The 14,528-nt window shown below is 57.0% G+C and carries 11 protein-coding genes; 6 read left to right on the forward strand and 5 right to left on the reverse strand.

Translation table 11 applies throughout. From position 1 onward, the window contains the following. The first annotated feature begins 271 nt into the window (after positions 1–271). A complete protein-coding gene (locus LAP85_28185; protein MBZ5500291.1) occupies positions 272–1,204 on the forward strand; it encodes a hypothetical protein in 933 nt (310 codons plus the stop codon). Positions 1,205–1,488: 284 nt separating this feature from the next. Here the strand turns inward: LAP85_28185 and LAP85_28190 are convergent, their stop codons facing one another. From LAP85_28190 to LAP85_28200, 3 genes are all read right to left on the reverse strand, one after another. Further along, entirely contained in the window at positions 1,489–4,056 is a 2,568-nt protein-coding gene (locus LAP85_28190) for an ABC transporter permease (protein ID MBZ5500292.1), read from the reverse strand. Between the two features lie 6 nt (positions 4,057–4,062). After that, the gene (locus LAP85_28195; GenBank protein MBZ5500293.1) at positions 4,063–4,416 is read right to left on the reverse strand and encodes a PadR family transcriptional regulator; all 354 of its coding nucleotides are present in this window, start codon (positions 4,414–4,416) and stop codon (positions 4,063–4,065) included. A 199-nt stretch (positions 4,417–4,615) separates the two neighbouring features. Further along, a complete protein-coding gene (locus LAP85_28200) occupies positions 4,616–5,152 on the reverse strand; it encodes a GrpB family protein (GenBank protein ID MBZ5500294.1) in 537 nt (178 codons plus the stop codon). A gap of 356 nt (positions 5,153–5,508) precedes the next feature. Between LAP85_28200 and LAP85_28205 the strand changes: the two genes are divergently transcribed. The 5 genes from LAP85_28205 to LAP85_28225 all read left to right on the forward strand — a co-directional run bounded on the left by LAP85_28205 (position 5,509) and on the right by LAP85_28225 (position 10,854). Continuing rightward, positions 5,509–6,522 (forward strand): DUF533 domain-containing protein, encoded by a 1,014-nt coding sequence (locus tag LAP85_28205; GenBank protein MBZ5500295.1) that lies wholly within the window; start codon positions 5,509–5,511, stop codon positions 6,520–6,522. 1,089 nt (positions 6,523–7,611) lie between these two features. After that, positions 7,612–7,812 carry a hypothetical protein gene (locus LAP85_28210; GenBank protein MBZ5500296.1) on the forward strand — a complete coding sequence of 67 codons (201 nt, stop codon included), beginning with the start codon at positions 7,612–7,614 and terminating at the stop codon, positions 7,810–7,812. Positions 7,813–8,019: 207 nt separating this feature from the next. Then, entirely contained in the window at positions 8,020–8,961 is a 942-nt protein-coding gene (locus LAP85_28215) for a fused MFS/spermidine synthase (protein ID MBZ5500297.1), read from the forward strand. Positions 8,962–8,974: 13 nt separating this feature from the next. Then, complete coding sequence (locus tag LAP85_28220) at positions 8,975–9,199, forward strand: hypothetical protein (protein MBZ5500298.1); 225 nt, start codon at positions 8,975–8,977, stop codon at positions 9,197–9,199. A 434-nt stretch (positions 9,200–9,633) separates the two neighbouring features. After that, complete coding sequence (locus LAP85_28225; protein ID MBZ5500299.1) at positions 9,634–10,854, forward strand: hypothetical protein; 1,221 nt, start codon at positions 9,634–9,636, stop codon at positions 10,852–10,854. Positions 10,855–11,174: 320 nt separating this feature from the next. Here the strand turns inward: LAP85_28225 and LAP85_28230 are convergent, their stop codons facing one another. Both LAP85_28230 and lat read right to left on the reverse strand, forming a co-directional pair. Then, positions 11,175–12,602 carry an aminopeptidase P N-terminal domain-containing protein gene (locus LAP85_28230; protein ID MBZ5500300.1) on the reverse strand — a complete coding sequence of 476 codons (1,428 nt, stop codon included), beginning with the start codon at positions 12,600–12,602 and terminating at the stop codon, positions 11,175–11,177. Between the two features lie 316 nt (positions 12,603–12,918). Continuing rightward, positions 12,919–14,229 carry an L-lysine 6-transaminase gene (gene lat / locus LAP85_28235; GenBank protein MBZ5500301.1) on the reverse strand — a complete coding sequence of 437 codons (1,311 nt, stop codon included), beginning with the start codon at positions 14,227–14,229 and terminating at the stop codon, positions 12,919–12,921. Positions 14,230–14,528 lie beyond the last annotated feature (299 nt).

Raw genomic sequence — 14,528 nt, forward strand, 5'->3', positions numbered from 1 at the left:
AACTCACAGTCCACACCGCGAGTGACGCAAAATTACATTCTGCAATCTGACATGTTCGACTGACTGGCGGATCGCTGCATAAGGCAGCTCCAGGGCGACAATATGCCTTCAAACCGCAATTCTCGGACGGACTCCTAGTTGCGGCTTAGTTGGCATATCGCATCTTATCAGCAGCGGAGGGACCTGCCTGCAGGGGGGTGCGCCCGGAGGGTGAGAACAGTAGCCAGCTTGTCCTTCCTATGTGCCTTCTGAGCGTGATTCGAGGTGTGGAATGCAACCAGACGATCGCGCTTTCAGGCGAATTGTCGCTCTTCTGATTGTACTTCAATTTGCGGCGTGTACCGCTAAGAGGAATCAAGAACTCGGCCAAACTGGCACAAATTCAACTGGTACTGCGCTCGAGGAATATCAATCGTTGACATCACAGCAAGATGCCATTGGCGGGATTCTCAAACAGCTGAAATCCCAATTCCCAGCATTTGAGCAACGTACTTCGCGGACCATCAAGCAAATGCGCTCAGTGGCATCGACAAGCGCTGCGGACGCAGCATTCCTCAGCTTCCGCAGAGATCAAATGGCGCGCGCAGACACTTTTACGAAACAACTTGCAGAAGTCCCTGCAGTAGAGCGCGTTGAATCGAACGAAGTCGCGACATCTTCCTTGCGCGCGGCCCTTCAGCTTCAGGGATATGATCTGTTGTTCGATGAGGGCACTCCTTTTGTAGACGAGAGCATGGACTATCTCCTAACGACTTATGGCGGACTGGTGACGTCAGGCATGCGGGAATATCTGAATCTACGAAGGTCGGAGCAACATGCTGGTTTTTCAAGTGACGCCGGTTTGACAATCTCGTGGGATGCGCTTGCAGAACGGGTAGCCAACTGGGAAAGGTTCCTGGCGACCTATCCCAGTTTTGTTGGGAAGGATGATGCTTCATGGTGGTACCAGATTTATTTACGCACCTATCTGACTGGACTGGATAACTCGAGAGTCTTCGAGGATGATGGAGCCCTAGTTCCACACGTAAGGAGAAGCTACGATCTATTTCTCGCCAACCATTCGGACAGCAAATCAGGGCGACTGCTTGAAGAGTACCTAAACGTTCTCAAGCAGAATGGATACAAGAATGGGCCTGCTGCAGAGAAGTTCTTGAGTGATCACAACTTGCACTCGATGTTGGGAATGGGGCCGCCAGTGCGTTAGTGTAACCCTAGCGAAATCTCACTGGGGAAGCTACAGAGGCGGGATTTGTCCGGTAACCCCACTATACGCATTGACACAGCGAGCGCCTCAAGCCTGTAGCATATTGTCCTCCGCAAATCTGAGCGAATGAATACGTGTCAGTCAAGAAATTCGTCTAAATATCTTCCCAATGTCGCAGCCAAGAGATCTGCTTTTCGTCTTTATCCCCTTCATCTCGTCTATCCCCGGCGAAAAAGCTTTTGGCCGGGGATGAATGGGGTGGATGGGATGAAAAGCGCGGCGCGTCATTCCTCCCTCAGCGCCTTCGCCGGATCGATGGATGCGGCGCGGAGGGCGGGGATGAGGGAAGATACCAATCCCAGGAACAGCAGCAGCGATGCGACTGCGGCTAGTGTCTTTGGATCGTTGGCGCGGATGCCGAAAAGCAGGTTTTTCAGGTAGCGGCCTGAGGCCAGCGCGGCGGCAAGGCCAAGTCCCACGCCCAGCCCCGTGCGCCAAAGTCCCTGAAGCATGACCTGGCCGATCAGGCGTTTGGATGTCGCTCCCAGAGTGGCGCGGATGCCCAGCTCGCGCCTGCGCCGGGAGACGCTGTCGGAAAGCAGGGCCGAAAGGCCCAGCGCAGCCAGCAGGATGGCTGTGCCCCCGAAGACGGCGAGCATGGCGATGATCTGGCGATGCGGAAGCGATTGCTCGCCGCGCATCTCGCTCAATTCATCAACGCTGCCGGGCTTCACCCCCGGGAAGGTTTCGCGCATGACCGACGAAATGGTGGCTTCGAGATCTTTTTTGGAAAGCGTGGAGCGCACAAAAAGCGCGTCGGGAGGGAAGGTATTCAGGAGCTGGAAAAGCATAGGCGCGGCAGATCCGTCATCCTGAAAAAGATGGACATCGGGTGTGACGCCAATGATTTCCATGGGCACTTTGCCCAAGTAAAGCTTCTGACCTGCAGCCTTCCCGCTCGCCAGACCTGCAAGGCGCTCGGCCTCCCGATTCAGAATGCAAACTCGGTTTTGCGCATCTTCCGCCGTGAAATCGCGCCCTTGGATGAGTGAAACACCCAAAGTTTCAAGAGCCTGAGGGCTCAGGGAAACGACTAGCAATGGAAAATGCCCAAGCTCATGTCCGTCATCGCCGATGTGCGCGGCTCTGCCGCTCACACTCAACAGGCTCATGCCCGAAACGCCCCCAAATCCATTCGTAAGCGCCGCGCTCTGGATGCCGGATCGAGCGCGCAAAGCGGGCAAAAAGGCGGGGTTTTCCCAGCGTTGCCCCAGCTTGGGCCGGTGGTCGTAAAGCAGCCTCACCATGGCCAGTTTTTCCGCCTTGAATCCCAAGGGACGGTGAGACATGGCCCACAGACTCCGCCCCAGCAGAGCCGTGGCACAAAGCATCAGCGTGGCCAGGGTCATCTGTACGACTACCAAAGCTGTTCTTCCTTTGGTGCGAACACCTTGGATGCGGTGCCCTTCCTGGATGGCAAGCGACAGATCCAGGCGCCGAATCTGAAGCATGGGAATCAGGCCCAAGAGCAGCGTGATCAGGATGACCAAGCCAAGCCCAAACGATGCCACACCCAGGTGATCCCAAGTGCCATTCAGTCCGGGCAGGGACTCGCCGCCCGGCAGCCAGGCGCGCAGCGAACCCGCCAAGGCCATGTTGAGCCAGAAGCCGAAACCGGCAGAAACCAAGGCCACTACCAGCCCTTCTGCCAGGAATTTGCGGAACAGCGACAAGGCCGGAGCGCCGAGGCAAAGCCGCACGGAAGTCTCCCAGGCTCTTTCGGCTGCTCTCGCCAGAAACAGGCATGCGACATTCGCCGTTGCCAGCAGCAGAAAAAGGGCAGCTGCGCCGCAGACAACGAAGAAGCGCAAATCCGCATCCGCGGCCATCGCCTTGCGAAGCGATTGAAGATCGGGGTGTTCCTGAAATCCTGATCGTTGACTCAAGTTTTGAGCCGCTGCCAGAAAGCGGGACAGCACAGCCTCCGGCCGGATTCCGCTTCGCAGGCGCAAAAGAGCCGTGCAGGTAGTGCCGTCGATTTCCTGTTGGCTCGTGAGCGTTTTGATGGGCAGGTAAACATCTGCTTCCGGGCTCAAGGGCACTTCCGCTCCCTCTGAGAGCACGCCCAGAATGGGCCGGCGTATGTTTTGGATGTTCAGGGTGCGTCCCACGACAGTCGGATCACTTCCAAGTCTGCTCTTCCAGAAACGATGACTCAGGATCACGCCATTGCCTGTCGCGAAGGCATCATCCTGAAAGAGTGATCCGAATGCAGGCTTCAAGCCCGCCATATCCTGGATTCCGGCATCAAATGACAAGGCCTGCACTGGAACGCTGCTGCCGTCATCCAGGATCCAGTAAGACTGAATCAATCCTTCCAGCAAACCAACGCGTTCCACATCGGGTGACAATTTCCCCAGCTCCATTGTCAGGCCGACGGTGGGCCAAGGATTCGGTCCCGTGGGTGTATTTGTCACCAGGCGATAGATCCGGTCCGCGCCGGGAAAGGGCAGCGCGCGCAGAAACACGGAATGAAAAGCACTGTAGAACGTCATGGCGCCGCCCAACCCCAGGGCGAGCGTGAGCACAGCCGGAAGCGTGAAGCGCGGAGTCTGGATGAGATTCTTTAGTGCGTGACGTAATTCGGAGCCGAGGTCGTCCAACCATCGCCATCGCCTGGCTTCGTAAAGGCGTTCCCGGGCGATCGTGACATTGCCGAATTGGCGCAACGCCGCATAGCGAGCCTCACGCTCGTCGAGGCCCTGCTCGTGGAATTGCTCGGTTGCCAGATCCAAATGAGATTTGATCTCTGAGTCGATATCGGAAAGTCGACGCTTCTTACGGCCAAACATAGCGAATTATCCCTCCGCTGGTTCGGGTCCGAGAATCCTCCCAATTGCTTTCGACATGCGTCGCCACTGGCTGGTTTGTCGGGCGAGATGCTTTCGACCTTGTTTCGTCAAGGTATAGAAGCGCGCCTTCCGGTTGTTGTCCGAGGCGCCCCATTCTGCGGCGACCCAGCCTCGGTCTTCGAGACGCTGGAGCGCCGGATACAGGGAACCGTGGTCTACCAGAAGCACATCATCACTTTGGGATTGAATTGCGCTGGCAATCCCCTGGCCATGCTGCGGGCCGAGGATCAGGATGCGCAGAATCAGCAAGTCGAGAGTGCCCTGCAAAATAGTCAGTCGTTCCTTCTCTTGGGTAGCCATACGACAGGAGTATGGGGTTGTTCGGGTCGAATGTCAACACGAAAACTGCAGTGATTAGATGCGCCGTTTGTCCGTATAATGCGCTACTAGCCTGGGACTCGCATTCTACTGCCGTAAATGATTTTAATTAGAAAATCAGCACCAAATCGCAGGCTGTAAACGAGCACGCCGGTGCTGGAGAATTTCGTGAGGCGGCACGTCATAGGTAACAACCGCTATTCTCGGAAACATCGCTGAGCAGGTGCGCTTTTGCTTCGATAGATCTGATGAAATCGTTCTTGGCTTCCGTATACGCTTCACGGTCATCACGGAATTTTTCCGCCAAGGCGCGTTTCAATTTGGCATATTCGTGTGCCGCGTCGGGATTGGCGCGAAGGTAATCGCGAAAGAGGAGAAGCCTCGCGATCTCGGGATGACAGCGCGGATACATATGCAGATGGTGCTTGCGAGGGCGACCCTTAGCAAAATAAAAGCGGCCGGGGATGCCCAGCTCACCATGATAATCATAGCCAAGCACAGTAAGCGGTGCGATTGTTTTCTCTCCCGTCGCAGGGTCTGGCACGACTACCATAATGTCAATGATCGGCTTGGCCGCCAATCCCGGCACGGATGTGCTGCCAACGTGCTCAACCGCTACATCCAGTCCATCGAGTGCCTCAAGAATGCGCGCCTTTTCTTCTGCGAACATTGCCGCCCAACGCAGGTCATAATCCACAATCACAACCGGGTCCGCCATAATCCATGTCACTAATGCCTGTCATTCCGAACGGAGTGTTCTTTGCGGAGCGAAGCATCCACAGCCTGATCATATCAGGGATGTGAACCCGCGAGACGCAAATTGCGAGCCTCATTTGTCCTGTTCTGGAACATATTCCCGCGGTCGGCAGACGACTTCCGCGGCGGTCCGGCCTCATCGACGTCCATGCCCAGTACGATGTCACTTACCGCCGCGCCGGCGAGGGCTCGGGTTGATTATCTCTGAGCAGGAAGACCATCCGCACCATCTGCTGGTAATTTGCCTAAACCCTCCATTTTGCAGCAGCGTTTTGAGTCATGATCGATCTCACAGGCACGGCAAGAGAAAGTTGACAGATTGCCTCCTCATCAGAAGCTCAAAGGCAGCACTCGCAGGAGAATTTTGCTCCAAAAAAGCGTCTTATTTCGACTATCCCCCACCCATGCTATGATTCCGACATGAAAACCATCGACCAGGCTCCGCTGATCGCCATCGCTATGCTGGCTGCTCGTGCTGACGGCACCGTGGATAGTGCCGAGCAGCGCGCGATTGATGTCGTCGTTGCCCGCACCGGGAATCCCGATGTAATCCGCCTCGCGCAACAGGTCGCCGCCGGGCAATTGCTTGTCGTTGACTTGGTCTCTCGCCTGTCGGATGACGAGGCCCGCCGAGCGGCGTACGAAGGTGCGCTGGCCGTCATCAACGCCGACGGCTCGGCCAACGCGTCAGAGCAGGCGTTCCTCAACGAGCTGCGCACGGCCCTGGGTTTCAGCGACGCCGACGTTGCCGATGCGACCCGCATGGCTAATGCCATGGCGGATGCGCCCGTCGCCGAGGTGCGCACCGGCAAGCCGCCTGCTGGGCCGGTGGACGAGTTCATCCTCCAGCAGGCCATCCTCACGGGAGCGATCGAGGTCCTGCCGGACCGACTAGCCAACATCGCCGTCCTGCCACTCCAGCTGCGCATGGTGTACCAGATTGGCCAGCGCCACGGACAGAAGCTGGACATCAACCAGGTCAAAGACCTCGCCGCCACCTTTGGTCTTGGCGCCGCGGCGCAGAGTCTGGAGAGCGTGGCGATGAGACTGATCGGCGGGCTGGCGGGCGGTCTGCTAGGTGGGATGGTAGGTGGGGTGACCAGGATTGCCACCGGCGCCATAATCACGTTCTCGGCGACCTACGCCCTGGGCCACGTGGCAGAGCAGTACTACGCTCAAGGGCGCCGGCTCAACGTGGCCGATTTACGGGCGCTATTCGTCCAGTTCCAGGACGAAGCGAAAACGATCTACCCGCGGGTGCAGGAACAGATTCGGGGACAGGCCAGCACCCTCAACCTGCAGAGCCTGCTGCAGGGCCTGAACAAGGGCTGAGTCCAGTCGCCGCGCTGCCCCAGCGCAGAGTCCCGCCCCACGGCACGTCGAACGCGATCGTCGCCAGCGCGCGGGTGAGGAGCACCGCTCCCACCATTTCCACGCCGCTCCCGATCCCAGCGTCCCCCACGCGTGACCTACGACTGAACGACGCACGTCCGCTGGCTCCGTCCCCATCACCGAAATGATCTTCGTCCAGAACTGGTCCGAAGAACTCAAACGTCTTGTGCCGTCCGGAAAGAAACAGCGCCCCAATCGAGAACTTAGCAGCTGCCCTCTATACGCCTCACGGACCGGAAGCCCCGACCTGGGAAGTTACGCGGCCATCGCTTTCGGTCACATGGTTGTGTACTCGGAAACTGGCACGCGGCGCCGAAAGGGCCTCCCGAGAGGTCGAGGACAGGGAGGTGGGTCCTCAGCGCGGCAGCCGGATTCGATATCCCAAGGGATTCGCCGCAGTCACGAGATGGAGATGTACCTGATCTTGGTTTTTTCCCACTTGAGGAGAAAACGGTAGAAGCGACTGGGATCGGGCATGCGGGTTACCTCAAGCGAGTTCCGGGAGTCTGAGAGTGTCTTCGGCCAGCCTGACCAGTTCTTGGAGGCCGGGAAGGTAACATGACTCCGTGAGCGAATGGCAGGGCCGGCATTCCGTCCCGGTACACCTGGGCAGGGGTGTGCGCAAAACTCGAGTTTGAGCACAGAATCCGATGTATAATCGACGCTGCGGTCGATGGGGCGGCCCTGGAGCGGCCGGCCGAAGTTCACACAACATCTTATCTCACAACCCGAACGGCGGCCGCACCCGGAATTTGATCCGAAACGCGGTCAATTCGGACTGTCCATCAAATTCCATTCTGGAAAAAAATTGGTAACAATTGGGAGAAGATGGCCACAAAATCCCGTCATGGTCGGACGACCTTGGGTATTTTCCTATTCGACAAATTCAGTTTGACCCCAAGAAGGTCGGGCCGTCTCCCTGTTTCGCACGCCGGGTCAGACCCCGGCCAGGATGTTTGACCTGAAAAGGTTAATTTGGACAAGAGTGTTTACTCATAATTTCTTGGATTAGCATCAAAGGAGAAGAACATGCAAACCAGGAGATGGGGCTTCGCATTGATTGTGTTGGGAGTGCTGATAGTGGCTTTTATGCTGCTGGCGAGCCCGCTACACATCTATGGGGTGGGTTTTGGTCCCAAGCATATCATCGGCACGGTCGTCGGCGCCGGGATTCTCATTGTTGGACTCGTTTTGTTCTTTCTCCCGAAACAGAAGTCAGTCACCAAGTAGAAATGCTTGCCGAAATGCCGTGGGAGCCGCACGGAAGGTGAGGGTTTGGGGTAAGATTTGGAGTGAGGCGGCTGCGGAGAATTCAGTCAACCTTACTTGGGAAACTCTCAGAAAGCAGGCAAGGCATAATAATCGGCCGCGAATCGAGCACGCTCGTTTGAGCACTCAATTTTCATCTGCACGATCGGTTGCAGATCATCGGCCTTTTTGTCAGGCGCGGTTCCGGTTTCTTTTTCGGGCAAATACATGATTCCCGCTACGCTCATCCGCCGGCTGTTGTTCACCCTGACACTGAGTGCCATCCTCTCCCTCCCTCTAAGGGCGCAGGAATACCAGGTCGTCTACGAGGTCAGAAGCCAGTACCAGTTCATCACGGTACAGGACACCCCCAACGGGTATCGCCAGCTGATCTTCGACGGCAGGTTCGATGGCACGGACGCCATCCAGTCGGAGATGAACCTCGCCGACCACGACGAGCTGACGCTTTCGTACGCCCGGCACATCATGACCGTCTTGCCCATGGTGCCCAAGATCAAACGCATCCTGATCGTCGGACTGGGCGGGGCGTGCATGCAGCGCTACCTCCACAGGCTTCTGAACGACGCCACCATCGAGACGGCGGAACTCGATCCTGAAATCCGTGATGTCGCCACCAGATTCTTTTTCTTCAAGGAAGATGATCGCCAGATCGTTCATCTGGGCGACGGTCGTCAATTCATTGAGAATTCGAAGGACAAGTACGACATCATTTTCCTGGATGCCTTCAGCGCCACGTCGATCCCATACAGGCTGGCAACGCAGGAGTTTCTGAAGGCCGTCCGGGATCGCCTGGCTGACGGGGGCGTAGTGTGCGCCAACCTATGGGATGCAGAGGCGGATTACACCGACATGCTGAAGACCTATGCCTCGGTTTTTCCGGAACTGCACGTCGTGAAATGTGCATCCTCGGGCAACAGCATCCTGTTGGCGCTCCCCGACAAAATGGAGCTTACGGTCAGGGCATGGATCGACAGGGCGGAGGCCTTCGAGAAGACGCACCCGACGGGCCTCAACTTGCCTCAGCTTATCAATCGGGGCGCTGCAGAAAAAACCGATATCCCCACAAGTGCCAGGGTGCTTCTCGATAAAGGCAAGGATATGAACCGGTGAAAGGAGTTTGGCTATGTTGCGAGCAGACAATGCCAAAGTCGAATGGGACAAACAGAAGAAATGCTGGGAGGTCTACATCCAGATCGGCGCCGAGGTCATCAGGCGGCCGATTCCGAAGCACACCCCGAAATCCGGCGATTCCGAGGCCGAGGCACTGAGGTCCCTGGCGATGGCAATCGGGAGGGAAGAGGGCTACGATCTGGACCCGGCCCAGATCGCCGTCATTCAGGACCGCTGACAGCTCGGGCGCGCGGCACGGTCAATCTCGCAGGATTCCGGCGTCCGCTCTATTAGAGACCAGACAAATACTGCAAGCCGTCGTCCACTGCCAGGGGCAGATGACTGATTTGTGAAAGTGTCCCGAGCAAGTCCGAAGCCGCGTTGTCCACCTAATCCGAATTATTTGTGAAGCAGAACCAAACGCCGATGAAAGGCGACAAGATTGGACGCGGATAAACGCTGGCAGAGGCTTTTGCCGCGCCGCAGGCGCCAGCGTTTTTCAGTGTCCAAAAATTTCTTTGGATCGCATATTCATGAATGATCCGGGCTAAAGCGGTTCAGGATCTCCGCCAGTGATCTTCCTTTTGTTTGCACTTCAAGTCGGCCGCGATCTACAATATAGGAAAGTCAGAGTAGCAACACACCTCAAAACCTCCATAGGGGGTCACGACCATGGATGCCATAACTGCAAAGGTTCGGCTCGGTCGTTTGCGCAAGCTTCACATTTCTATCCTGCTCCCAAGTTGCCTCCTGGTATTAATTGCGGGGCTGGGCTCATTGCGGGTTCCTGCCCCCGCTCAAACGGCGGCCAAAGCCGCGACTTTCTCATTTACTCTCAAATACCTGGAAACAAGTGGACTGATTACAAAGATCGATCCGGGCCAGCAGGAAGTGAAATTTCGCAAAGAGCCGAATTTCGGAACAGACGACAAGATTGTGCGCCGGGCGCTTAAGGTTGGTCCCAATCCGGGCGACTTCGTAGGCTTCGCCGTCAATCTCACCAGCCACACTCTTTATCTGGATCTGAATCAAAACCTGGACTTGACGGATGATCCTCGGGGCGTCTACAGATCGGAAAACATGCGCAGCAGCATCCTTCTTTCCTTCTTCAAAGGTGTCCGGCTCTCTTTCAGCAGCGGCGGAGTCAATCGCTCCTACCTGCTGGAACCGTTCTATTTCCTCGGTGAGAATTCAAGCTATATTGGAATAAGATCGTCCTATGCGGGTGAGGTCGAACTTCAGGGCCAGAAATGGCAATTCCAGGTGCAGGATAACCTCGACGGCCAATTGGATGCCCAGGACAAATTCCTGTTCACGCCCGTCGCGCGCGAGGGCGAACCCAAGGGAATCCCGTACAGCCCCATGCCGGTTCCCAAAAACCTGTTTTTGGAAGGGCATGAGTATCAGCTGGGCTTTGCGTTTAAAGCAGCATCCGGAGATTCGCCGCTCACCGTCACGTTTGCGCAGATCACCTCTCCTATGGCAGAGTTGACCCTGGACGGGCAATTTGTCCGGCGCCTGCTCCTTCAAGGGGACCGACGACTCGTCATTTTGGACTCTCCGAGTCACACTATTCCTCTGCCGGCGGACAATTATCGAATCCGAGGACTCTACCTGCAGCCTGCTCCCGACAAACCGGCGCTCGCAAGCTCATCTGAAACCTCGCCGTTTGTCGTGACCACAGGCGCTCCTTACCGCTTGAGAGTGGGTGCTCCTTTTGTCAGCTACGTCACCGCAGACCGGAACGGAAACATGCTGCGGCTGCGCTATATCTTGACGGGAGCGGCGGGTGAACAGTACGCGGTCATCAACCCAGACCGGGGTAATCCCCCGAAGTTTGTCATCTACAAAGGCGACCAAGTGGTGGCCACCGGCAGCTTCCAGTATGGCTGAGGCGGAACCTGCGCGTACTCATGGCGAGTACCTTCAATGATTTTTGGCGATCTCAAGATTGTTACGTCGTTCGATCTGGCCGGTTTTGGTCCTATCCAGCCAATGCCGCTCACCTATCGATGGACCATCTTGTAGTGCCGATCATGTACCGGCTGGCTTTCAAGTGACTGTCGGAAGCGTCGGTTTCTGCATTACCAGTCCGTGGCTGGGACGCCTGGCCGTAATCGCCATTGCAGTTCCCTTCTTGCTCGCCGGCCTCTGGGGCTGGCGCCAGGCGGCCCGCTAGCCCCAGGGGCCGGCAGTTTTGACTTTCCAGGTGCCTATTGCCGGCCCGGCCACTTCCTCGCCGCATCGCTGAGTCCCCGCTCCTTCATCAAATTCTCGATGGTCTGGATCTCGATCGGCACGAACGCTGACAGATTTTCGCAGCCGGACGCCGTGATGAGCAGTATGTCTTCGAGCCTGATTCCGAAGTGTTCGTCGGGAAAGTTCATCTGTGGCTCGATGGTGAAGATCTCTCCGGGCTCCAGCGTCTCGGTCGGCATCCGCACGTCATGGACCTCCATGCCGACAGTGTGTCCAAGACTGTTGGAGCGGCTGTTGCGATACCGCTCCACAAACGCGGCTGCGGCGGCTTTGATGCCGGGGCTGGTAAACTTATAGGCCGCCATGATCGAATCCATTTTCACCACGGCTGCCTTGATGATGTCGCGCGGCGCGGTGTGAACCTTGATCGATGTCAGCAGGGCCTGATAGAGCCGCAGATATATGGTGTACGCTTCGCGCTGCAGCGGCGTGAACTTCCCGTTTGCGGGGAAGACGCGCGTGATGTCGGAGGAGTAGCCTTTGTAATCCGGGCTGTAGTCGATCTCGACGAAGTCCCCGTCCTGGATCTTCGCGGTGTTCTTGTGATAGTTGCTGAAGAGGGTGTTCGGGCCGGCCATGATGAGCGCGTTGAAGGATGCGCCATAGGATCCATACCTCTTGAACACGAAATCGGCATCGGCTTGAAGCTCGTACTCGTACATCCCCGGGCGCGCATCGCTCATCGCCTCCATGATCCCAAGGCCGGCGATCCTGGTAGCGTCGCGAATGACCTCGATTTCACGGGCATCTTTCGTCCCGCGCAGCTTGTCGATGAGCGGATCGAGGTCTCTGACCGCCGAGTCGGCGGCAACTGCCTTGAGTTTCCCGATAAACGCATCTTCGCGCGACGGCCGTCCATCCCACGGATCGCGCCGGGTGGCATTGGCTTGGGCTGAGGCGTCCGATGCCGAGGCTTCACCCAGCACTTCCGGCCGGAAGGGGGTGAAGATGGTGCGCTTTTCCGTGGCGAATTGCGCGAGCGCATTCGCAAACGAATCCCGCGCTTCGACCGCGTCGACGCCGGCCGCCCGCGCCGAGGTGTCGCCGGGAGCGAGCGACGGCACGCCGTAGGCCCGCTCCATCCGGTCGCGGTTCAGATAGAGCGTCGTCCGCCGGCTCCGTCCATCGATGGCGGCGATCACCCGCGGCTGGTTGATCGGACCGAACAAGTAACAGAACTGATTTCCCTGCCGGAAGTGCTGCTCGCCGGGGCGTTCGATGGTTCCCTGCACGATCGCGACGCCGTCGCCGATCACCGCCATGAGCGCCGAGCGTCGTGCCGCGTACTCCTCATTCGGAAAAATGTCGGTAATCTCCTGCGCGCGAAATACGGAGGGACCCGCGATCACCACGACGGCCAGCACGGCCGCGCGTACGAGAATCTGGAAAATCCGGGAAAAATCGAATTTCATGGCCGCCTGCTCCTGTCGGATTATGAGGGAGGACCGATTGGCAAAGTGGGCCGGGCTTCGAAAGCGCTCCCATCCTTAGCCCCGATTATTCATGAATATGTGATCAAAGAAATTTTTGGACGCGGAAAAACGCCTACAGACGCTGACCGTTCGGTCTTGGTCGGCGTGCAGGAGCTTTTGCCGCGCCGCAGGCGCCAGCGCTTCGCGCTGGTCCTGCCAGCGTCTATCCGCGTCCAATTTTGTTGCCTTTCACCGGCGTTTGGTTCTACTTCACGAATAATTCGGGTCAGAGAGACTTTTCGATCAGGGACATGGCCCTGTCGACTTCTGTCCGGGTGACGTTCAGGCAGCCGCGGAACCGGACCGAACGCGTTCCGCTCGAAAGCGTTGCCAGCCCGTTTTCCCAGCACCGGGTGCGGAACTGGTCCCTGGTTTTCCCATCCGTCATGTCGTAGGCGATGAACAAGCCTCTGCCGCGGACATTGGTGATTTTCCCGCCTGACATTCTGGACAGGTCGTCGAGCCGTTCCAGGAAAACTTTCCCCACATCCCGGGCATTCTCGATGAGTCCGTCCTCCATTATGATCTCGGCGTATTTGGCGCCCCGGATCATATCGGTCAGGTTGCCGCCCCAGGTGGAGTTGATGCGGCTTGATTTCCTGAACACATGATTTTCCACATCATCGATACGGTCGGTTACCATGATGCCGCAAATCTGGGCTTTCTTGCCGAAGGCGATGATATCGGGCTTAACGTCGAAGTGTTCATAGGCCCACAGCTTGCCGGTGATCCCCATGCCGGACTGGATTTCGTCACAGATGAACAGGAATTCGTTCTCGTCCGCCAGCTGGCGCAGCTGCTGAAAGAACTCCTTGCGGAAGTGATTGTCCCCACCCTCCCCCTGAATGGATTCGATCACCAGACATGCGATATCGTCCTTGTTTTCCCGGATGGCGGCCTTGATCTGGCGCACGGCCTCCTGCTCGACTTTTTCGACATCCCGGATGACCTGGTCCGTGATCGGGAAGGTGAGCTTGGGATTGATGATGCGGGGCCAGTTGAACTTGGGGTAATAGTCGGTCTTGACCGGATCCGTATTGGTGAGAGACATGGTGTACCCCGTGCGACCGTGGAAAGCCTCCCTGAAGTGGATGACTTGCTGCCCCTTCTCGCCCCGGATCCCCTTTTTCATGTTCTTTCGGACCTTCCAGTCGAAGGCTGTCTTCAGGGCGTTTTCGATCGCCAGGGCGCCGCCGGCCACAAAGAACATGTATTTCATGTGTGCGGGTTTCACATAGCTTGCGAACTGCTCTACGAAGGCCGCGTACTCTTTGCAGTAGATGTCGGAGTTGGCCGGGTTGGCGATGGCCGCCCAGCGCAGCGCCTCGAGGAAGTGTTCGTCATTAAGTAGTTTGGGATGGTTGTGCCCGATGGGCAGCGAGGCAAAATAGGAATAAAAATCCAGATACTCTTTCCCGTTGGCTGCGTCCACAATGTAAGAACCATGGCTCTTCTGCAGGTCGACGATGACATGAAACCCATCAACCAGGATGTGCTTTTTGAGCGCATCAAATACTCTTTCTGCCGGATAATTTATGAATTCCACGATAAAAATCCTCCTTATAAACCAAGGCACCCGATGCGCGATACCATCGTGACTGGCGGATGGGATCCCAACAGCGGGTGCGCACAACCACTTATACCACGAGTCCCCTTATTTTCATCGGGTCTTGCGGATCTCTACCCGCTGGGAACGGGCTAAGGGCCCGCGCAAAAATAAGTACGCAATTCTGGTCGTTCATCGATCATATCAGCTCCTTTGAATTCGATCTCCAAGCTGACATTGCGATCGCCGTATAACCAAGAATGGCAAGGCCTCTCTCGGCCAATTGCTTT

Source organism: Terriglobia bacterium (genome assembly GCA_020072565.1).
In the GTDB taxonomy this organism is placed as follows: domain Bacteria; phylum Acidobacteriota; class UBA6911; order UBA6911; family UBA6911; genus JAFNAG01.